The organism is Pantoea graminicola (assembly GCF_048452665.1).
Classification (GTDB): Bacteria; Pseudomonadota; Gammaproteobacteria; order Enterobacterales; family Enterobacteriaceae; genus Pantoea.
The window spans coordinates 591,718-613,017 of sequence record NZ_JBLWSJ010000003.1 but is presented as its reverse complement, the minus strand read 5'-3'; the positions used below and the strand labels follow the sequence as shown (position 1 = coordinate 613,017).

The following is a 21,300-nucleotide window of genomic DNA, read 5'->3' as shown; positions in this document are numbered from 1 at the left end:
GGAATGAACGCATGCGCCTGAAACTTTTCTGGCTCGCAGTGCTGAATATTGCGACCATCATTTTACTCTCCACGCTGTGGGAGTTCGGGCTTGAGGGTTGGCTTTTCAGGCTGCTGGGTCTGAGCTATGACTCGAATTTTGAAACCAGCGAGCGACTGCGGTTTATCCTGACCTCTTCCTCGTTTGCCCTGCTGGCGATGATCATTCCGGCGTTGCTGATCGCCAGTCTGATCCGCAAAACGCTGAATGCGAAAAAAAACGCGCTCAGGCTGGCCGGCACCGATGCCCTGACGGGGGTAATGAACCGCCGATCGTTCAGTGCCCATCTCGCGGCGCTCGACGCCAGCGGCACGCCCTATACCCTGACGCTGCTCGATATCAATGAATTCAAGATTATCAACGATCTTAACGGTCATCTTCAGGGCGATACCACGCTGATCGCGCTGGCTAACCTGTTGACCGCCTTCGCCAGTACGGAGAGCGAGGTGTTTCGCATTGGCGGCGATGAGTTTGCCCTGGTCACGGCTCACTTTACGCCTGAACAGGCGTCGGCGGCTGCCGAAAAGCTGTGCCAGCGCGCGAACGCAATTCGGACCGGTCCGCACACCAGCCTCAGTCTCTCTGTGGGCATTGCCAGCTCAGCCTGCACAGCTCAGGCCGATGTGGTCCGGGCGGCCGATCTGGCGCTCCAGGAGGCCAAGTGCAATAAGCGGTCGCATCTGGCGCAATTCTCACCGGACATGGAGCGACGCTTTCGCCAGCGGGAGAAGATGGAGCAGGAGGTGGTGGCCGCCGTCAGCGGTCACGCCATCGTTCCCTTTCTGCAGCCGCTGGTGTCGCTGCGCACCGGCAACATCACCGGTTTTGAGATCCTGGCGCGCTGGATCACCGCATCGGGTCAGTCGGTTTCTCCCGCTGAGTTTCTGCCTGTGGTCGAGCGGCTGGGGCTGATGGACAGCCTGACCGTGGCGCTGCTGCAGGATGCAGTCAGTGCCACCCGTTCATGGCCCGCCGGACTCTGCCTGTCGCTGAATATTACGCCGGAACAGCTGCTGAGACCGGCGCTGACTGGCTGTCTCTCCCGCATCATGCAGCACGCCGGACCGGTAATGCTGGAACTGGAGATCACGGAACAGAATGTCATGGATATCTCCGACGATGCCCGCCAGGCGATTCGCCTGCTGAAAGAGGACGGCATCGGGGTGGTGCTGGATGATTTCGGCACGGGCTATTCGAATCTTTCCGCACTGCTGGGGCTGGGCATCACCAAGATCAAGATTGACCAGTCGTTCGTCGCGGGCATCGTGAATGGGGTAGAGCAGCGAAAAGTGGTTGAGATGCTGCTGATGCTCTGTCAGGGGCTGAATGTGGTGATCACGGCTGAGGGAATTGAGGATGTGGCCACGCTGCGGTGGCTGAGAAAGCGCGGCTGCGATTACGGTCAGGGCTATCTCTTCAGTCGTCCGGTTCCTGCCGGGCAGGCCACCACGCTGCTGGCCTCCGCGAATATGGAGGAGCTGATGCAGGAGTCGGTGGCCGTGAGCTTAGTCAGGTCGCCAGGCGAAAGGCCGCCTGCGGCCTGAACCTGCATCAGGCCGGCCCGGTAATCCGAACCGGCTCTCCGTTTCATATCAGAACTGGTAAATCAGGCCCAGCGCGGTGATGTCGTCGGTTGCCAGACCGAGCGGGTTTTTCTCTTTCAGCAGGTTGATACGGTATTCACCATACACCGACATGTTCTTGTTAAAGTAGTAGGTTGCGCCGACCGCAGTGTATTTAACGATGTCAGCATCGCCGATATTCTCGATCTCTTTGCCTTTCGACGAGACGTAGCCCACCGAAGGACGGAAACCGTTCAGGAACTGATACTGCGCTACCGCTTCAACGTTCTGCGCTTTATTCGCGAAGCCGCCGGTGATCGGCGTGGCGTTCAGGGTTTCCCCGTACATCGCCGCCAGATAAACCTGGTTCGCATCATATTTCACCGAGGTCGCCCAGTGCTGCGCTTTTTCGCCTTCACCGCGTGCGGCCGTGTTCTGCGTGGTGGTGCGATCCAGGCTGGCGAACGCGCCGGCAAAACTCAGGCCGAAATCGAAGTCGTAAGAGGCGGAGAGGGCGAAGCCATCGCCGTTGGAGCGACGGACACCGTCCGTATTGCTGCTGCGATCGTTTTTGCCCTGATACTGCGCGGCCAGATTTAAGCCCTGAACCAGACCAAAGAAGTCGCTGTTACGCCAGGTCAGTACACCGGTCGAGCGGCCAGAGAGGAAGGCATCGGTATAGCCGGAGTCGCCGCCGAAGAATGGCAGCATATCGGTGTAACTCAGCACGTCATAGACCAGGCCGTAGTTGCGACCGTAGTCCAGTGAACCCGCTTCGCCAAACTTCAGGCCCGCATAGCCCAGACGGGTACGGTTGCCGGTCTGCGCGTCACTGCCTTCGGAGTTGCGGAGGCTGTACTGATACTGCCAGAAGCCATAGCCGGTCAGCTGATCGTTGATTTTAGTTTCACCCTTGAAACCCAGGCGGGAATAGGAAGAGGTATCACCGTCATTTTTCACATCGTCAGAAAAGAGATGGGAGACGTTGATCTTGCCAACCAGATCCAGCTTATTGCCATCCTTGTTATAAATCTCTGCCGCCTGGGCGGAGGCGAGACCGAGCAGTAACGGCATCACAGCCGCCAGTAAAGTACGCTTCATCATTTTATTATTACCCTGTCCTGATTCATTATTATTATCCCCTGAAAGGGGCGCAACGAAAGTGCCATAAAACCGGAAAATTACAAAGCGCAATATACGTAACAAAATGTGATGTCTATATTCACTGTACAGATAATGGCGAGATAAAGCCGATAGCCTGCAAAGGTAATAATATTTTCTTCTGACTGGTTTTTTTAGTTTACTAATAAAAAGTGATTTAAATTCAATTGCTTGAATTATTTTACGGAATGGAGGTTAATCTGGGTTGTCTGTTTTTAAACCACTGAATTCACCAGCCTGATTAAATTTAATTTATGGCAGGGGAATGAAAATTTATGGCTTAAGCTCTAACCATTAGCCTGCGTATTAATTTCTTTTCATCAATTTTTAAATAACGCTTCCTGTCAGAATAATCACGCTGGAAATAGTCCGCATCCATCCGGGTGGAATAATCTGCCGTTGTTTAAAAAAACGCCGTAAAGTGTCTCTTAATTAAACAGCGCGTGCCGCAATAAGCGAAAATGCTTTGTTAAATCTCACCGGATCACGGAGATCGGTCTGCTCAGCGGGTGCGATCGCCGCTGCACCGTTACGAGGCAGAGCGCGCCAGAACAGGGCGCAAAATGGGTTTTTTTGGAGAGATAGTTTATCAGCGATCACAAAAGCGATATTTCATCCGGTATTTGCATAATTCCGCTATTTAAAAACCGGCCGTGGCGCTGCGATAAGACAATTATTCACTATATATGCAAATTAAGTGAATAATGGCGCTGCGTAAATCATTGATATTCCGTTATCGCTCCTGTTTTATGCACAAATTCTCTGGCTGGCACGGTAAGTGCAAATTACAGTAGGACAGCATTACAACATCCCTTAACAATTTTAAAACAAAAGCTTTACCAGACCGGTAAGGCCAGGCAGGAGAATGGGTTATGGCACTGCACGTTTCACGTCACGATTTCGACCAATGGATGATGCCGGTTTATGCGCCTGCGACTTTTATACCGGTTCGCGCAGAGGGCTCAACCGTCTGGGATCAGAGCGGCAAAGACTACATCGATTTTGCTGGCGGCATTGCGGTCAATGCGTTGGGACATGCGCATCCGGCGTTACAGCAGGCGTTGCAGGAGCAGGCGGCGCGTCTGTGGCATACCGGTAATGGTTACACCAACGAACCCATTCTCCGGCTGGCGAAACAGCTAATCGACGCCACTTTTGCGGACCGGGTCTTTTTCTGCAACTCCGGTGCAGAAGCGAACGAAGCGGCGCTGAAGCTGGCGCGTAAAGTGGCGCACGACCGGGTTGGTCCCCATAAGAGTGGCATCGTGGCGTTTAAGAACGCGTTTCATGGCCGCACCCTGTTCACCGTCTCAGCCGGCGGTCAGCCTGCCTATTCAAAAGATTTTGCCCCGCTGCCGCCCGAGATCCAGCATGCGCCGTTTAACGATCTGGCTGCGGCAGCCGATCTGATCAATGACCATACCTGCGCCGTGATCGTGGAGCCGATTCAGGGTGAGGGTGGCGTACTGCCTGCCGATCCGGCGTTTCTGCGCGGTCTGCGCGAACTCTGCGACAGACATCAGGCTGTACTGATTTTTGATGAGGTGCAGAGCGGGGTCGGCCGCACCGGGTCGCTCTATGCCTATATGCACTATGGTGTCACGCCGGATGTGCTTACCAGCGCCAAAGCGCTGGGCGGGGGCTTCCCGATTGGTGCGATGCTGACACGCGACGATCTGGCGAACGTCATGGGCGTCGGCACACACGGCACGACCTACGGCGGCAATCCGCTGGCCGGTGCGGTGGCCGGAAAAGTGATGGAGCTGATCAATCAGCCCGAGGTGATGGCGGGCGTCACGCAGCGTCACCAGTGGATTGTCTCGGCGCTGAACGAGATCAATCAGCGCCTGAACCTGTTTAAAGAGGTGCGCGGCCTTGGCCTGCTGATTGGCGCCGTTCTGAGCGATGAGTTCGCCGGTAAAGCGAAAGCGATCAACCTTGCCGCCGCAGAAATGGGCGTGATGGTCCTGATCGCGGGTGCCAACGTCGTACGCTTTGCCCCGGCGCTGAATATCAGCGAGCAGGAAGTGAAGCTGGGCATGGCACGCTTTGCGGAAACCTGTGAGCGTCTGGTGCGGGGATCGGCATCATGATGGTCATCCGTCCGGTTGAACGCGATGACCTGAGCCAGCTGATGGCGCTGGCCGGTAAAACGGGGGGCGGGCTGACCTCGCTGCCCGCCGACAGTGCAACGTTACAGGCGCGTATCGAGCGGTCGCTGCAGACCTGGGAGGGCACGCTGCCGCGTGCAGAGCAGGGCTACGTTTTTGTGCTGGCCGACAGCGAAGATAACCGCGCCATCGGCATCTGCGCCATTGAGGTGGCGGTCGGACTGCAGGATCCCTGGTATAACTTCCGGGTCGGCACTCAGGTTCACGCCTCGAAAGAGCTGAATGTTTACGCGGCGCTGCCCACGCTGTCGCTGAGTAACGATCACACCGGCAGCAGTGAGCTTTGCACACTGTTCCTTGATCCCGACTACCGTGACGGTAAAAACGGTCATCTGCTGTCGAAGTCCCGCTTCCTGTTTATGGCCAGTTTCCGCGAGCGTTTCACCGATCGGGTCGTGGCCGAAATGCGTGGCGTCAGCGATGAGCAGGGTCATTCGCCGTTCTGGGAGAGCGTCGGCAGCCGCTTCTTCTCGATGGAGTTCAGCAAGGCAGACTTCCTGAGCGGCACCGGTCAGAAAGCCTTTATTGCGGAGCTGATGCCTAAGCATCCGCTCTATATCGACTACCTGACACCGGACGCCCAGGCGGTTATCGGACAGGTGCATCCGCAGACCGCGCCTGCCCGGGCAGTACTGGAAGCGGAAGGTTTCCGCTACCTCAACTATGTCGATATCTTCGATGGTGGCCCGACGCTGGAGTGCGATATCGATCATATCCGCGCCGTGCGCAAGAGCCGCCTGCGCCGCGCCGAACGCGGTGAAAACCCGGTGGATGCGCCGCTCTGCCTGGTGGCTAATCAACATTATCATCAGTTCCGCGTGGCGCTGATCGCGGCAAAAGCCGCCAGCGACAGCGTATCACTGACGGATGAACAGATGCGGGCGCTGCACTGCCAGCCGGGCGACAGCCTGCGCGTGGTCACGCTCTGCAAAGAGGAGAAAACAGCATGACGCACCTGATTAAGGGAGAGTGGCTGAGCGGCGACGCTGAGCGGATGACGAAAACGGATCCGGTCAGCGGTGAAATGCTGTGGCAGGGCCATGCGGCGTCGGCCGCCCAGGTCAGCGCCGCCTGTGATGCGGCACGCGCCGCTTTTCCGGCCTGGGCCAGACGGCCCCTGGCAGAGCGGCAGGCCATCATCGAACAGTTTGCGGCCCGGCTGGAAGCGAATAAAACTGAAATGGCAGAAATCATCGCCCGCGAAACCGGCAAGCCGCGCTGGGAAGCCCTGACCGAAGTGGGTGCGATGATCAACAAAATCGGCTTTTCAGTAAAGGCGTACCATAGCCGCACCGGTGAGCAGCATGAGGGTGAAAGCTCGCTGCGGCATCGTCCCCACGGCGTGCTGGCAGTGTTCGGTCCCTATAACTTCCCCGGACATCTGCCCAACGGCCATATCGTACCGGCGCTGCTGGCGGGTAACTGCGCGGTGTTTAAACCCAGCGAACTTACGCCGCTGACGGCCGAAAAAACCGCTGAACTCTGGCTGGCCGCGGGCCTGCCTGCGGGCGTGCTGGCGCTGTTACAGGGGGGGCGTGAAACCGGTCAGGCGCTCGCGACCTGCGATCAAATCGACGGCCTGCTGTTTACCGGCAGCGCGCATACCGGCTATCAGCTGCATCGTCAGTTTGCCGGTCAGCCTGAGAAGATGCTGGCGCTGGAGATGGGCGGCAACAACGCCCTGATTGTGGAGGATCCGGCCGATCGGGATGCGGCGGTCAACATTACGCTGCAGTCCGCCTTTATTACCGCCGGGCAGCGCTGCACCTGCGCGCGCCGTCTGCTGGTGAAACGGGGTGCGGCAGGCGACGCCTTCCTGCAACGTCTGGTCGAGGTCGCAGGAAGGCTGCAACCGGCCGCCTGGAACGCCGAGCCGCAGCCGTTTATGGGCAGCGTCATCTCCACCGGCGCGGCAGAGAAGATTATGGCGGAGTGGCAGCGGCGGGTAGCGGCAGGCGGCAAGGTGCTGCTGGCGATGCGCTGGCCGGATCGCCAGCGCGCCATTCTGACGCCGGGCATCATCGACTTAACCGGTGTGCAGGAGATTCCGGATGAAGAGGTCTTTGGGCCACTGCTTGGCGTGATGCGCTATGACACCTTCGACGAGGCGATTGCGCTGGCAAACCAGACCCGTTACGGGCTGTCGTGCGGATTGATCTCCCCTGAGCGTGCGCAGTTTGAACGGCTGCTGCTGGAGGCGCGCGCCGGGATCGTTAACTGGAACAAACCGCTGACCGGAGCCGCCAGTACCGCGCCGTTTGGCGGGGTGGGTGCGTCGGGCAACCATCGTGCCAGCGCCTGGTACGCGGCGGACTACTGCGCCTGGCCGATGGCCTCGCTGGAGACCCCGGATCTGACGCTGCCCGCCACGCTGTCGCCGGGACTGGATTTCTCTTTGCAGGAGACGCCGCATGAAGGCCACTGAAGCCAATTTCGATGGACTGGTGGGCCTGACCCATCACTATGCCGGGCTGTCGTTTGGTAATGAAGCCTCGACCCGCAATCAGCTGCAGCCGTCGAATCCCCGTCTGGCCGCAAAGCAGGGGCTGCTGAAGATGAAGGCGCTGGCCGATATGGGCTTTGTGCAGGGGGTGATCCCGCCGCATGAGCGGCCCAATATCGCGGTGCTGCGTCAGCTTGGGTTTGGCGGCAGCGATGAGCAGGTGCTGGCCACCGCCGGAAAAAGCGCGCCGGGCCTGCTCTCTGTGGTCAGTTCCGCCTCCGCAATGTGGGTCGCCAATGCGGCGACTGTCTCCCCCTCAGCAGACAGTCTCGATGGCCGGGTTCACCTGACGGTAGCGAACCTCAACAACAAGTTTCACCGTGCGATAGAAGCGCCGGAAACGGCTGCTCTGCTGCGGTCCATTTTCCGCGACGACCGCCATTTCAGCGTGCATGATGCGTTGCCGCAGGTGGCGCTGTTTGGCGATGAAGGGGCGGCGAATCACAACCGGCTGGGCAGCGACTACGGTGAGCGCGGCGTTCAGCTGTTCATCTACGGACGCGACGGCAGCCATGAGGGCAAGGCACCGCAGCGTTATCCGGCCCGGCAGACCCGTGAAGCCAGCGAAGCGGTCGCCCGGCTGCATCAGCTTTCACCCGACAGCGTGCTGTTTGCGCAGCAGAATCCGGCGGTGATCGATCAGGGCGTCTTCCATAACGACGTGATTGCGGTCAGTAACCAGCAGATGCTCTTCTGTCACCAGCACGCCTTTGTGGATCAGCCCGCGCTGCTGGCCCGGCTTCGGGCGTGTGTTCCGGGTTTTGTGACGCTGGAGGTGCCGGAGAACCGGGTGTCGGTGAAAGAGGCGGTGGAAACCTATCTGTTTAACAGTCAGCTCCTGACCCATCCCGACGGCAGCATGATGCTGGTGCTGCCGGAAGAGTCACGCCAGCATGAGGGCGTCTGGCGCTACCTGTGTGAACAGGTCGAAGGAGATACGCCACTCAGCGCCCTGAAGGTCTTTGACCTGCGGGAAAGCATGTACAACGGCGGTGGCCCGGCCTGCCTGCGACTGCGCGTCGTGCTGACGCCCGAGGAGCGGCAGGCGGTGAATCCGGCGGTGCTGATGAACGATCGGCTTTTCACCACGCTGAATGAGTGGGTGGATCGCCACTATCGCGATCGTCTGACGCAGGCCGACCTGATTGACCCGCAGCTGCTGCGCGAGGGACGCGACGCGCTGGATGAGCTGACGAAGCTGCTAGACTTAGGAAATGTGTATGCATTTCAGCAGTGAAGGCGGTGGCGGCAGCGGCCGCCACCTGCTCATCGCGAACAGGAGGAACGATGCAGGACTTTTTACAGCAGACGCTCTCCGGCGAAGCGCCGCATCAGCGCAGGGGTGAAACGGCGCATCTTCGCTGGCAGTGGTTGTATCACGGCATCCTGATTCTGGAGCCGATCGAACCGGTGAATCAGGCACTGGTGCTCTCCGCCGGTATTCATGGTAACGAGACCGCACCGGTAGAAATCGTCAGCAGGCTGGTTAATGCGCTGCTGCGGGGCGAAAAGCCACTGCGGCAACGCCTGCTGGTGATTCTGGGAAATCCCTCTGCGCTGCGCACCGGTAAACGCTATGTGCGTTATGACATTAACCGGCTCTTTGGCGGGCGCTGGCAGCAGATCGATGACTGCGATGAGGCGCGGCGCGTGCTGCGGCTGGAGCAGACGCTGGAGACGTTCTGGCAGCAGGGCGCGTGTGATGAGACGCGCTGGCATCTTGATATGCACACGGCGATTCGCGGCTCCTGGCACACGCAGTTTGGCGTGATGCCGCACAGCGAACGGCCCTGGCCGCCCGAATTTCTTAGCTGGCTGGCGGCGGCCGGTCTGGAAGCCCTGGTGTTTCACCGCGCGCCAGGCGGCACCTTTACCCATTTCAGCTGCGAGCATTTTGGTGCCGCCAGCTGCACGCTGGAGCTGGGTAAAGCACTGCCGTTCGGTGAAAACGATCTCAGTCAGTTCCGCGCGGCAGAGCAGGCGCTGGCGGCACTGCTTTATGGCGAGCCGATGCCTGCCGTGTCGGCCAGCCCGCGCCACTACCGGGTGGTGCAGCAGATTACCCGCTTAAGCGAACATTTCAGGCTGCACATGTCGCCGGAAACGCTGAACTTCACCGCCTTCCCGCAGGGAACCCTGCTGGCAGAGGATGGCGATAAACGGTACTACGTGCAGCAGGCGCGGGAGTATGTGCTGTTCCCGAATCCCAGCGTGGCTGCCGGACTGCGCGCCGGGCTTATGCTGATAGAGGAGGGCGAACAGACTCAGGCACTGCCGCTCTGAGGCCGGATCGCCCCGGTCGGGTGGATCAGCCTGAAAAAACCGGCAGGAAAGCGGCAGAACCGCTTCCGCTTTCCTGTCAGAACCCTTACACTCCTCCACGATTTCTGCGAAATTCACTGGAAATTCATACTCTTTTTCAATTCCTCACGCCTTTCTTCTTATTCTCTTCATGATTGCCCGATTTTTGTCTTCTATGCTTTCACGGCTTTACTCAGGCTCTGAGTAGTTGACGTTCAGCGTCGTATGCTTGTTTCCGAAGACGCGACAGAGTGCTGTCGTCATTATCATGAAATATAAGGACACTATTATGCGCAAACTGACTTCCCTTTTACTGGCTTCTTCGCTGGCGTTTGGTGCAGCCAGCGCCGTCCATGCTGCTGCTGACAACCTGACTCCACCACCAGCAGGCAGCGAAAAAGCGATGCATAAACCGCCAATGCACCACGGCATGGATCGGATGTTCAGAGGGCTGAAACTGACCGAAGCGCAGCAGACTCAGATGCGCGACATCCTGAAAGAGAGCCGTAAAGAGATGAAACGTCCGTCACTGGACGAGCGTCGTGCGGCCCACAGCATTATCGCGTCTGACAGCTTCGATAAGAGCAAAGCAGAGGCGCAGGCAGAGAAGATGTCTGCTGATGCGAAAGAGCATGCGCTGAAGATGCTGGAAACCCAGAACAAGTTCTATAACGTGCTGACACCGGAGCAGAAGAAACAGTACAACGCTGACTTTGAAAAGCGTCTGACGGAGAAAGGCCCGCGTGAAGGCCAGATGGCACCGTCAGCCGAACCGGCTGAATAAGCCCTGCTAAGCTAACGGTCTGAGACCGCCGGCGCTGTCCACTGAAGGTGAGTGGGCAGCGTCGGCGGTTTTTTTATAGCGGCAGAATAGGGTAGGCACCTGAGAGAATCGGGCGGCAGAGGATTTTATAGCCGTCGTGATCAAAACCGCCTTTGGGCCGCTGCAGTTTTCGCGCTTCCTCCATGCTGTCAACGGAGCCGAGATAGAACCAGTGATCGATAACATGGATCTGGGTCATCTCTTTTCCCTCTTCGACCAGACCCACCGCGCCCTGCCACGGCCAGCAGAAGACCCGCACGTTTTCCAGCGCTTCAAGCAGCCGATCCTGATGATCGCTGACCGTCTCTTTGCCGCAGCAGGCTCCGGCGCAGCGGCGCAGTGCTGAACGGAAGCAGCCCCGGCCCGCACTCAGTGTTTCCAGCCCCAGCAGGCCATGACAGAGCTGATACTCATCCGCGAGCTGCTTGAGCCGTTCAATGGCAGCAAAGCGGCTGCGGTAAAGCCCGAACAGATTAGGCGACTGACTGAAATCGAGATCCTTTGCGTAAACCACCTGCGGCTTCGTGTCAGTGATCTGCAACGAGCAGAGCTGCCGGTTCTTGCGTAATCGCTTATTGAACAGCGGCTGCTGGGTCTTGATCATCTGCGCTTCCAGCAGCAGCGCGCCCAGATCGCCGGCGGTCGGGATCCAGCTGACACGCCGCGACTGGCGCAGCATCTTCGCCTCATCAGGGGTGCGGAAATGGGACATGACCCGTGAACGCAGATTCACGCTTTTGCCGATATAGAGCGGCAGCGACTCGCTTTCTCCGTGGAAGGTGTAGACGCCGGGACGATTCGGCAGACCTTCCAGCCATTCACGCAGGTGTTCGGGATATTGATAAATTGCATTCGCATCGGGTTCGGGGCGAAGCATAGCAGCACGTCTGACCAAAATGGACTCCATTTACTGGTTGTCCATACAGCATAACAGCCTGGTGAAATGATCGCCAGTGGTCTGATTACCGTCCGCGGGTCGCCAGCCAGCAGATCAGCGACCCCAGCGTGATCATCGCGACACCCTGCCAGAAGGCCAGCGGCGGACTCAGGCCAAGCCACAGCGATCCCAGCAGCGCCGACAGCACGGGCGTAAAGTAGGAGGCGGTAGCCAGCAGCGTCAGGTTGCCCTGCTGGATACCGTGATTCCAGGCGGAATAGGCGACGGCGGTAGAGAGCCCGACAAACCCCACCTCCAGCAGCGGGATTGGGGCAAAGGTCATCGGCTGTGGGGGGCTGAGGGCAAACTTCAGCCACAGCGCCAGTGCGGTCAGGACAAAAAAGAGGGTGACGCCGTTCGACCCGCGGGCAAAGCGCCGGGTCAGATTGTTGTAGACCGCCCATGTCAGGGCGGCGACAAAGGCAAGGCTATAGGCGGCGGGATTGCGAAACATATTCTGCCACAGCAGAGAGGGTGAACCGCTGCTGTTGCCCTTCATCACCCAGACGATCCCGAGCAGCGACAGCAGCAGCCCCGGCCAGAGCCAGGGGCGGAATCGCTGCTGATTAAAGGGGATCGCCAGCACGATAGTCAGGCAGGGCCAGAGATAGTTAATCATCCCCAGCTCCAGCGACTGGCTGCGATCGCTGGCCAGACCGATCGCCAGCGCCAGACAGATTTCATAGCCGACAAACAGGGCACCGCCCAGCCACAGATAGATCGGAGGCAGCGCGCCGGGTCGCGGCATGCCCCGGGTCAGACAGAGCAGCAGCGCCGTCGTGGTATAGATCAGTGCCGCGCCGCCGGTAGCACCAAAGGCTTCGCTGACGCTGCGCAGCAGGCCCACAGTGGTACTCCAGAGCAGTATGGCAACAAGACCGACAAGGGTCGCGCGCGAAACGGTGGCAGACATGGGGGCATCAACAGGATCAGTAGAGGGAACCTCCTTTGCCGGAGCAAAGGAGGCGGCGTATTACTTCCAGAAGTCGTCGAATACCGTGATCGGCGGGCGACGTTTGTGCTCGGTTTTCAGATACCAGCCTTCGATGATCCGGGCATTCTCCGGGTCGATGCTTTTACCTTCCAGGTAGTCATCGATCATCTCGTAGGTCACGCCCAGCGCCACCTCGTCCTGCAGGCCGGGACGATCATCTTCCAGGTCAGCAGTGGGTTTCTTCAGGTAGAGATGTTCCGGGCAGCCCAGATGTTTCAGCAGCAGCTTGCCCTGACGCTTGTTCAGGCGGAACAGGGGATTGATGTCGGTGCCGCCATCGCCATACTTGGTGAAGAAGCCGGTGACCGCCTCGGCGGCGTGGTCGGTGCCGACCACCACACCCCGGGTCATGCCCGCGATGCTGTATTGCGCTTTCATCCGCTCACGCGCTTTTTCATTGCCGCGAACGAAATCGGACAGGGTGATGCCCGCCTCTTTCAGGGCGCGCTCGCTGGCCAGCACGGACTCTTTAATGTTGACCACCAGCGAACGGTCGGGCTGGATAAAGGCCAGAGCATCCTGGCAATCCTGCTCATCGGCCTGGACGCCATAGGGCAGACGCACCGCAATAAAGGTGTAGTCGTTGTCGCCGCTCTCCTGGCGCAGTTCCGCGATCGCCGTCTGCGCCAGCTTGCCCGCCAGGGTGGAATCCTGACCGCCGCTGATCCCCAGCACCAGCGTCTTCAGCCCGCTGTGACGTTTCAGATAGGCTTTAAGGAAATCGACGCTGACACGCACTTCCTGGCTGGCGTCGATCGTGGGCTTCACACCCAGTGCTTCAATAATTTCCTGCTGCAGTGACATGAACTTCTCCTCAGGTCAGTGGCCTGTCGGCTCGATGCGAACGTGTTATTAAAGCTAACGTGCATTGGCGAAAACAACAAGCCAAAGCGGCAACGGATTTTGGCTAATCGTTGCTAAATCAGTGAGTTTTCAGTGGCTGTGACGGTTTTTTTGCCAGCACGCTGAACATCAGGATCGCCATCATAAAGCAGCCAAAAATGGTGGCGCACATGCTCATGACCGAGGTACCGCCGATGCCGGTGATCGGCACGGTGATCGCCCCCAGCGTGAACATCGTTACGCCGATCACGGCGGACGCGCTGCCCGCCCGATGCCCCTGACTCTGCATCGCCAGGGAGGAAGCGGTGGTGGCGATCACCCCGTTGCTGGCGATGGAAAAGAACAGCGCCACCAGCAGCAGGGGCAGCGGCGCCTGATACAGCGCGGCCAGCAGCAGCAGGCCGGAGGCCACAAAGGCCAGCGTGAGTCCGCCTTTCAGCACCCGATATTCGCCCCAGAGCGGGCAGAGGCGGGCACTGGTCTGGGAGGCAATGATCAGGCCCAGGCCGTTTGCCGCAAAGCAGAAGCTGAATGCCTGCGGCGAGAGACCATAGAGCTGTTGCAGCACAAAGGGCGAGGCGCCGATATAGGCGAACATGCCGGACATCATAAAGCCCTGGGTCAGGCAGAAGCCCATAAAGGGGCGGTGGGTCACCACCTGACCGAGTGCCGCGTAGGCGGACAGGATCGATCCCTGACTGCGTCGTGTCTCAGGCAGCGTTTCATGCAGTTTCCAGCGCGCCAGCAGGATCAACAGGATGGCAATGCCGCCCAGCACCATAAAGATGCCTCGCCAGTCCAGGATCGTCATCAGCGCGCCGCCGAGCACCGGCGCACCGATCGGGGCCAGGCCATTGACCAGCATCAGCAACGCGAAGAAGCGCGTCAGTTCGTGGCCGCTGTACATATCGCGGGCAATCGCCCTTGAGAGCACCGCGCCGCCTGCGCCCGCTAATCCCTGAAACAGGCGCGCCAGCAGCAGCTGGTGGATATCCTGCGCCAGCGCACAGCCCAGCGAGGCGATAAACAGCAGGCTCAGTGACAGTGTCAGCGGGCGCAGACGGCCCGCCTTATCGCTCATCGGGCCAAACAGTAACTGGCCGAATCCCAGCCCCAGCAGACCGGCGGTCAGGCTCAGCTGCGCGGTCGCGGTTTCGGTGTGGAGATCCTGCGCCAGCTGCGGCAGTGCTGGCAGATAGAGGTCGATACAGAGCGGGCCCAGTGCGGCCAGCAGACCAAGTGTGATGGCATAGGTCAGACGGTTTGCGTGTACAGGAGTCATTTATCCTCAGCGTTGTCAGCGATGGCGTAAACAGAAATCGGGCAGGCCAGCAAAGCGGAGGCAGGTTGCAGCCTGCTGAAAGAGAGGCGTGCAGCCGCGCATAAAGGGTCGCTGGCGGCTGCCCCGATGGCCGGGAAGTATACGTGCGCGCTGACAGTAACACAGCCTTCTTTACGGAATCCTGACAGTCAGTGTGCCACGAATTGTTCTTCATAAACTTGATATATCAGCATTTCTGTTCCAGGCTTGTTTCCACATGGACAATCAATGAGGAACAACAAGATGAATAAAGTGATGGGATGTATCGCTGCGGCGCTGACACTGGCTGCACTGTCTGGTTGTACGACTTACGATCGTGCGGAAAGCTACGTGACTAAGCCAGTGGTAAAGGATGTTAAAAAGGGCATGACCCGCGATCAGGTTCGTCAGATCGCCGGTGCGCCATCGACTGAAATCACCATGGTTCACGCGCGTGGCACCTGCCAGACCTACGTTCTGGGCCAGCGTGACGGTAAAGCGCAGACTTACTTCGTCAGCTACAACGACACCGGCCGTGTGATGAACTACGGTTTCCAGAGCTGTGCGGAGTATGACACTGACCCGCAGGCTCAGCAGTAAGCGTCTCACTGAATAGCAAACGGCCCGTCATGATGACGGGCCGTTTTTCGTTGGGGACGCGTTACAATCCGGCCGGACGCGGCACCTCAACATAGTCACCATCGATCTGCCGCTGATAGTAGTGGCCTGCCTGCACGTAAAAGCGTTTGCCATTAAAATCGAGCACCCGCATCTCATTGCTGACCCGCGACTCCTCCGGCGGCTCGACCACCACATATTCATCGCCGTGACGCTGATAATAGCTGCCATTCAGCAGGTAGTAGGTGAGCCCGCCGATCAGCACCGCCGTGGCGGCGTCGGGTAAGAAGCGCAGCGGTCCACCCCAGTGGGGGCCGGGACCGCCCCAGTGCGGGCCGGGTCCGCCATGCCGTCCCCAGCCGCCCGGCGGGCCCCAGTCACCGGGGTGAGCCAGCGCCAGCGCAGGCGTAAGCAGCGTCAGCGTCAGAAACGAGGCGATAACTTTTTTCATCGGGCGTTCTCCTCATAAAACTGGAGGCAGAATTCGCTTTTTCACGGGCAAAGACAAGCAATAAAGCGGCAAATTTTCGCCTCTTTACCACGCTTAACGCTTTCTTAACGGCGTCGCCATTAACGGGGAAGATTATGGAGAAGAGAAGAGAACCTGGCGCGGGCGCGCCAGGTGTAAAGCCATCAGCGGTGCGCCAGTTCCGCGTTGTCGTCGCTTTCCAGTACGCGCTTGTCGGTCAGACCCAGCCAGCGGCTGGTCAGGGAGCCGGCGGTCATGGAGCCATTGACGTTCAGCGCCGTGCGGCCCATATCGATCAGCGGCTCGATGGAGATCAGCAGTGCCACCAGCGTCACCGGCAGGCCCATTGCAGGCAGTACAATCAGGGCCGCAAAGGTGGCGCCGCCGCCGACACCCGCTACGCCCGCTGAACTCAGCGTGACCATGCCGACCAGGGTGGCAATCCACAGCGGGTCAAACGGGTTGATGCCCACCGTCGGCGCGACCATCACCGCCAGCATGGTCGGATAGAGACCGGCACAGCCGTTCTGACCGATAGTGGCACCGAATGAGGCCGAGAAGCTGGCAATCGATTCAGGCACGCCGAGACGACGGGTCTGGGTTTCAACACTCAGCGGAATCGTGGCCGCACTGGAGCGACTGGTAAAGGCGAAGGTGATCACCGGCCATACTTTGCGGAAGAAGCGCAGCGGGTTGATACCGTTGACCGACAGCAGCAGCGCATGGACACCAAACATGATGGCCAGGCCAAGGTAAGAGGCAAGCACAAAGCTGCCCAGCTTGATAATGTCCTGGAGGTTAGAACCGGCGACCACTTTGGTCATCAGCGCCAGCACGCCGTAAGGGGTCAGCTTCATCACTAAACGGACCAGCTTCATAACCCACGACTGCAGGGTGTCGATAGCCACCAGCACACGCTGGCCTTTAACCTCATCATCTTTGAGCAACTGCAGAGCAGCCACACCCAGGAAGGCAGCAAAAATAACGACGCTGATGATCGAGGTTGGATTCGCGCCGGTCAGATCCGCGAACGGATTTTTCGGGATAAAGGAGAGCACCAGCTGTGGCACCGTCAGATCGGCGACTTTACCCACGTAGTTACTCTGGATCGCACTGAGACGCGCCGTTTCCTGCGCACCCTGAACCAGACCTTCCGCGCTCAGCCCAAACAGGCCGGTGACGAAGACGCCCACCAGCGCCGAGATGGCAGTGGTAAACAGCAGAACGCCGATCGTCAGTACGCTGATTTTTCCCAGCGACGAAGCGTTATGCAGACGGGCGACCGCACTGAGGATAGAGACGAACACCAGTGGCATCACGACCATCTGCAGTAGCTGAACATAGCCATTTCCGACGATGTTGAACCAGCTGATTGACGCTTTTACCACTGCGCTGTTTTCGCCGTAGATCAGCTGTAACACCAGGCCGAACAGCACGCCGATCACCAGACCGGTCAGCACCTTTTTCGACAGGCTCCAGTTCTGACGGCTGAAGCGGGAGAGCAATACCAGCAGCACCACAAAGGCCACGATATTAAGCGTAAGAGGAAGGTCCATACTGAAACTCCAGAGTAATGCGGCCTTCCGGGTCAGGAAGGCCGCATAATGTTAATCACGAATTAAGACAGCAGGAATGGTAACAGCAGGCGAAGAGGGTGCCTTATATCCAAATGGTATGGTTTATAACTGAATGGTGTTTTACGCTGATTTATTGCGCATGATGCGCGGAGATTAACCGACCGACGCCATTCTGCAGCGTATCAAACAGCTGGGTCGGCCAGCCGTTTGCACCAAAAGATGGCATCCCCACCGGAAACCAGAGTGCATAGCCCACCAGGCCCAGGCACAGCGCCCGCTCCAGCTGATTTCCTTTCTGACTGCGCAGAATCGGCAGGCGGAAGCGCCAGCGGCAGGGCCACAGCAGCGGCACCCCGGCGGGCGTCAGCATGTCGGCCACGATATGGCTGAGATAGCCCAGCGTCAGCCCCTGCAGCACGTCCGGCGGTATTGGCGACGACTGGGGAAGGTTTATCTGAAAAAGCCACAATCCGGCGGCTACCGCCAGCAGACTATGGGTAAAGCCCCGGTGCCCGAACGCCCGCGCAATCGGATGCGAGAGCCAGCGCAGTCGCTGTCCCAGCAGAGATTTAGGGTGGTCGATGTCAGGCAGCAGACAGGTCAGCAGCGCTGAGGGAACAAGATGCCACCAGTCGGCCTGCGCCAGAACGGGTGTCAGCTCAGCACGCTTTGCGAAAATAGCGCTGGCAATGGCAAAAATGATGTGGCCTTCGCCCGTCATGATAGAACCTGGTTGCAAAGAAAACTGTCGATGCATCCAGTATAGGGATTTGTCCAGTAAATGAGAACATGTGACGCTGTAACGAAGCATGAATATTTTTAACATCGCGGACAGTGATGAAACACTGCCCGCGCAAATGATTAACGCGCCAGCCAGCCGCCATCGACCGCCAGGGTATAGCCGTTAACGTAATCCGAGGCGGAGGAGGCCAGAAACACCACCGGGCCCATCATATCTTCAGGCACGCCCCAGCGGCCCGCCGGAATGCGCCCCAGAATCTCTTCACTGCGCGCCGCATCGTTACGCAGCTGTTCAGTGTTGTCGGTCGCCATGTAACCCGGTGCGATGGCGTTGACATTGATGCCATGCTTCGCCCATTCGTTTGCCATCAGGCGGGTCAGCCCCATCACCGCGCTTTTCGAGGCGGTATAGGAGGGCACGCGGATGCCGCCCTGAAACGACAGCATTGATGCGATATTGATAATCTTGCCGCCACCCCCCTGCGCGATAAAGCGGCGTGCGGCCTGCTGTGCCAGAAAAAACACGGACTTGCTGTTGATGTTCATCACATCATCCCAGTCCTGTACGCTGAAATTAAGCGCATCTTCGCGGCGGATAATGCCAGCATTGTTCACCAGAATGTCGATCCGGCCTGCGGCGGCGACAGCCTGTTCCACGACCTGCGTGGCCACCTCGCTGCGCACCAGGTCGGCCGTCACCGGCCAGAAACGGCGGCCCAGCGCTTCAACCTGACGCTGCGTTTCATCCGCCGCCGCGCGGTTGACGCCCACAATGTCGCAGCCAGCCTGCGCCAGCCCCCGCGCCATGCCCTGGCCCAGGCCGGTGTTACAGCCGGTCACGATGGCCACTTTACCTGCTAAATCAAAGCTGTTTAGTACCATAGATGATTCTCCTCTGCTCAGCGCAGTGCGCTGATGTTGACGGGGTCCATGTCCTCAAAGACCTGATTCTCGCCCACCATGCCCCAGATGAAGGCGTAACACTGCGTGCCAACTCCGGCATGGATGGACCAGCTGGGTGAGATCACCGCCTGTTCGTTATGCACCAGCAGATGACGGGTCTGCTGCGGCTCCCCCATCATGTGGAAAACCGCGCTCTCCTCAGGCAGATCGAAATAGAAATAGACTTCCATACGGCGTTCATGGGTGTGACAGGGCATGGTGTTCCACAGGCTGCCCTCCTCCAGTCTGGTAAGACCCATAGTGAGCTGGCAGGTGGGCAGGACATCCGGCACGATAAACCTGTGGATGGTACGACGATTAGCGGTCGCGGCAGCGCCCAGTGTGGTGCTGGCCGCCTCAGACAACGTGATCTTTCTGTCCGGGTAAGTGCAGTGCGCGGGCGCGCTGTTGTAATAAAAGCGGGCGGGTCGGGCCGGATCCAGGCTGCGGAACTGCAGAGTGCGCGCGCCTTTGCCGATATAGAGTGCCTCTTCGTGCCCGATCTCCCATATTTTACCGTCAACCTCTGCCTGACCCGGCCCGCCGATATTAATCACGCCCAGCTCGCGGCGTTCGAGGAAATAGCTGACGCCCAGCTGTTTTCCCATCTCATCCCCTATCGTGACCGGCCTGTTCACCGGCATTACGCCACCAATGATGATGCGGTCGATATGGCTGTAGGTCAGGGTGTAATCATCCGCGCTAAATATTTTCTCAATCAGGAACGCACGCCGCAGCGCCCCGGTGTCGAGCTGTCTGGCGTGATCGCTGTGAATGCTTTGTCGAATCTCCATCTCAGGCCTCTCTGCAGGTCAGGGTGTCGATGCCCCGAAGGGGGAACAGGTGCATCTTAGGAAGAGTGAGAAGGTAATTCAATAAAAATGAAACGATGTTTTATTTTTTTTGAGGCGTGGATCATGAAGCGAGGAGAGCAGGCAAAAAAAAGCCCGCACAGGCGGGCAGATGATTATCCCTGCAGATGGTGCAGGGTCAGTTCGCTGAGGCTCGCCAGCCGCACATCGGCCAGCGCCCAGCGGGGATCGTCGCGATGTTCCGCGGCGGGCACCACGATTGACCGCATACGCGCGGCTTTAGTCGCGATCATGCCGTTAAACGAATCTTCCAGCGTCACGCAGTTGAGCGGATCGATTGCCAGCCGGTCAGCGGCGTTGAGATAGACCTGCGGATGCGGCTTGCTGTATGGCAGGGCTTCAGCTGAAGAGAGCACGTCAAAATAGTGCCGCAGATTAAACATCTCCAGCACCTGCTCCAGCATCCTGAGCGGTGAGGCGGAGGCCAGGCCGATCTTCAGCCCCTGGTCGCGACAGAGCTGCAGGGCCGTCTCCACGCCCGGCAGCAGCGGCCGGGTCTGCGCCACCAGCGTCATGGCGCGCGCAATAATTCGTTCCGTTACTTCCTGCTGCGAAGGCCCCTGCCACGGCAGCGTTTCGTACCACATCCGCACAGTCTGATCGATGCGCAGACCCAGCGTATCGGGCAGTTCACTGCGACGTGACAGGTCGACATCCAGCGTTGAAAAGATATCCAGTTCGGCCTGATCCCACAGCGGTTCAGAGTCGATCAGTAAGCCATCCATATCAAACAGGGCGGCGAGCACAGGGCGGTGATAGGGCATCGGCATCTCCTTATAAAGTCGGCGTTACCTTAGCATCTTTCGCCGGTGACGCACGCGCTACCCGGTCAGCCACGCTTTTTTTGGGAAATTTCGCCATTGGCAGGTAGACTTACGCCAAACCGGATTCCGGCTAAAGGAGAGAATATGACCTATCAACAGGCTGGCCGCATCGCCATCCTCAAGCGTGTGGCGGGCTGGGTGCTGTTTTTAGTGGCGCTGCTGTCGACCATTATTTCTGTTTTAAGCTTTATGTTTAAGCACAGTGAGAAGCAACCGGGCATCGATGCGGTGATGCTCGATTTTGTGCATGTCATCGTCGATATGCTGCGCTTCAATACGCCGTTCCTGAACGTCTTCTGGCAGAACTCGCCGGTGCCGGAATTTAACGGACAAATGAACCTGGGCTTCTGGCTGATCTACATCCTGATTTTTGTCGGGCTGGCGCTGGAGTCCTCCGGTGCGCGGATGGGGCGCCAGGCGCGTCATGTGAAAGAGGGCATTGAGGACCAGATGATTCTGGAGCAGGCCAAAGGCAGCGAAGGGCGCAGCCGCCAGCAGCTGGAAGAGAAGGTGCGCGTTCCCCGTCACACCATCTTCCTGCAGATTTTCCCGCTTTACGTTCTGCCTGTGGTGATTGCGATAGCCGGATATTTTGTGCTGTCGCTGCTGGGCTTTATCTGACT

General features: G+C 58.8%; 20 protein-coding genes. 9 read left to right on the top strand and 11 right to left on the bottom strand.

What is annotated here, in order from left to right; translation table 11 throughout:
• Positions 1-11 precede the first annotated feature (11 nt).
• Positions 12-1,583, top strand: a complete 1,572-nt coding sequence (locus tag ACNY69_RS10550) for a putative bifunctional diguanylate cyclase/phosphodiesterase (RefSeq protein ID WP_367395432.1) — start codon at positions 12-14, stop codon at positions 1,581-1,583.
• A gap of 48 nt (positions 1,584-1,631) precedes the next feature.
• Here the strand turns inward: ACNY69_RS10550 and ACNY69_RS10545 are convergent, their stop codons facing one another.
• A complete protein-coding gene (locus ACNY69_RS10545) occupies positions 1,632-2,705 on the bottom strand; it encodes a porin (RefSeq protein WP_111142053.1) in 1,074 nt (357 codons plus the stop codon).
• 929 nt (positions 2,706-3,634) lie between these two features.
• Between ACNY69_RS10545 and ACNY69_RS10540 the strand changes: the two genes are divergently transcribed.
• The 6 genes from ACNY69_RS10540 to spy all read left to right on the top strand — a co-directional run bounded on the left by ACNY69_RS10540 (position 3,635) and on the right by spy (position 10,521).
• Positions 3,635-4,855: an aspartate aminotransferase family protein gene (locus ACNY69_RS10540; protein ID WP_111142054.1), complete on the top strand. Its 1,221-nt coding sequence runs from the start codon at positions 3,635-3,637 to the stop codon at positions 4,853-4,855.
• Positions 4,852-5,883, top strand: a complete 1,032-nt coding sequence (astA, locus tag ACNY69_RS10535) for an arginine N-succinyltransferase (RefSeq protein WP_418798236.1) — start codon at positions 4,852-4,854, stop codon at positions 5,881-5,883. The genes ACNY69_RS10540 and astA overlap by 4 nt, the downstream gene beginning before the upstream one ends.
• Positions 5,880-7,358 carry a succinylglutamate-semialdehyde dehydrogenase gene (astD, locus tag ACNY69_RS10530; protein ID WP_418798234.1) on the top strand — a complete coding sequence of 493 codons (1,479 nt, stop codon included), beginning with the start codon at positions 5,880-5,882 and terminating at the stop codon, positions 7,356-7,358. Before astA ends, astD begins: the two co-directional genes overlap by 4 nt.
• On the top strand, positions 7,345-8,673 hold the full coding sequence (gene astB / locus ACNY69_RS10525; RefSeq protein ID WP_418798232.1) for an N-succinylarginine dihydrolase: 1,329 nt from the start codon (positions 7,345-7,347) through the stop codon (positions 8,671-8,673). Before astD ends, astB begins: the two co-directional genes overlap by 14 nt.
• A 50-nt stretch (positions 8,674-8,723) precedes the next feature.
• Positions 8,724-9,719 carry a succinylglutamate desuccinylase gene (astE, locus tag ACNY69_RS10520; protein ID WP_293769799.1) on the top strand — a complete coding sequence of 332 codons (996 nt, stop codon included), beginning with the start codon at positions 8,724-8,726 and terminating at the stop codon, positions 9,717-9,719.
• 307 nt (positions 9,720-10,026) lie between these two features.
• Positions 10,027-10,521, top strand: coding sequence for an ATP-independent periplasmic protein-refolding chaperone Spy (gene spy, locus ACNY69_RS10515; RefSeq protein WP_293769801.1), 495 nt, complete (start codon positions 10,027-10,029; stop codon positions 10,519-10,521).
• 73 nt (positions 10,522-10,594) lie between these two features.
• Here spy and cho read toward each other — a convergent pair whose 3' ends face one another.
• The 4 genes from cho to ACNY69_RS10495 form a co-directional block, all read right to left on the bottom strand.
• Complete coding sequence (gene cho, locus ACNY69_RS10510) at positions 10,595-11,455, bottom strand: excinuclease Cho (protein ID WP_111139106.1); 861 nt, start codon at positions 11,453-11,455, stop codon at positions 10,595-10,597.
• A gap of 67 nt (positions 11,456-11,522) precedes the next feature.
• Complete coding sequence (yddG, locus tag ACNY69_RS10505; RefSeq protein WP_418798230.1) at positions 11,523-12,410, bottom strand: aromatic amino acid DMT transporter YddG; 888 nt, start codon at positions 12,408-12,410, stop codon at positions 11,523-11,525.
• A gap of 60 nt (positions 12,411-12,470) precedes the next feature.
• Positions 12,471-13,295, bottom strand: coding sequence for an ammonia-dependent NAD(+) synthetase (gene nadE / locus ACNY69_RS10500; RefSeq protein WP_111139104.1), 825 nt, complete (start codon positions 13,293-13,295; stop codon positions 12,471-12,473).
• Positions 13,296-13,413: 118 nt separating this feature from the next.
• The gene (locus tag ACNY69_RS10495; RefSeq protein ID WP_111139103.1) at positions 13,414-14,616 is read right to left on the bottom strand and encodes a multidrug effflux MFS transporter; all 1,203 of its coding nucleotides are present in this window, start codon (positions 14,614-14,616) and stop codon (positions 13,414-13,416) included.
• 282 nt (positions 14,617-14,898) lie between these two features.
• Between ACNY69_RS10495 and osmE the strand changes: the two genes are divergently transcribed.
• The gene (osmE, locus tag ACNY69_RS10490; RefSeq protein ID WP_111139102.1) at positions 14,899-15,234 is read left to right on the top strand and encodes an osmotically-inducible lipoprotein OsmE; all 336 of its coding nucleotides are present in this window, start codon (positions 14,899-14,901) and stop codon (positions 15,232-15,234) included.
• Positions 15,235-15,295: 61 nt separating this feature from the next.
• Here osmE and ACNY69_RS10485 read toward each other — a convergent pair whose 3' ends face one another.
• The 6 genes from ACNY69_RS10485 to hxpB all read right to left on the bottom strand — a co-directional run bounded on the left by ACNY69_RS10485 (position 15,296) and on the right by hxpB (position 20,617).
• Positions 15,296-15,703, bottom strand: coding sequence for a DUF6515 family protein (locus tag ACNY69_RS10485; protein WP_367395438.1), 408 nt, complete (start codon positions 15,701-15,703; stop codon positions 15,296-15,298).
• 182 nt (positions 15,704-15,885) lie between these two features.
• Positions 15,886-17,277: an L-cystine transporter gene (locus ACNY69_RS10480; RefSeq protein WP_111139100.1), complete on the bottom strand. Its 1,392-nt coding sequence runs from the start codon at positions 17,275-17,277 to the stop codon at positions 15,886-15,888.
• 151 nt (positions 17,278-17,428) lie between these two features.
• A complete protein-coding gene (locus ACNY69_RS10475; protein ID WP_111139099.1) occupies positions 17,429-18,019 on the bottom strand; it encodes a metal-dependent hydrolase in 591 nt (196 codons plus the stop codon).
• A gap of 140 nt (positions 18,020-18,159) precedes the next feature.
• Positions 18,160-18,921, bottom strand: coding sequence for a 2-dehydro-3-deoxy-D-gluconate 5-dehydrogenase KduD (kduD, locus tag ACNY69_RS10470; protein WP_111139098.1), 762 nt, complete (start codon positions 18,919-18,921; stop codon positions 18,160-18,162).
• 17 nt (positions 18,922-18,938) lie between these two features.
• The gene (kduI, locus tag ACNY69_RS10465) at positions 18,939-19,775 is read right to left on the bottom strand and encodes a 5-dehydro-4-deoxy-D-glucuronate isomerase (protein WP_111139097.1); all 837 of its coding nucleotides are present in this window, start codon (positions 19,773-19,775) and stop codon (positions 18,939-18,941) included.
• A gap of 173 nt (positions 19,776-19,948) precedes the next feature.
• Positions 19,949-20,617 (bottom strand): hexitol phosphatase HxpB, encoded by a 669-nt coding sequence (hxpB, locus tag ACNY69_RS10460; RefSeq protein ID WP_111139096.1) that lies wholly within the window; start codon positions 20,615-20,617, stop codon positions 19,949-19,951.
• Between the two features lie 144 nt (positions 20,618-20,761).
• Here hxpB and ACNY69_RS10455 point away from each other — a divergent pair, with 144 nt between their 5' ends.
• A complete protein-coding gene (locus ACNY69_RS10455; RefSeq protein ID WP_418798224.1) occupies positions 20,762-21,298 on the top strand; it encodes a YniB family protein in 537 nt (178 codons plus the stop codon).
• Positions 21,299-21,300 lie beyond the last annotated feature (2 nt).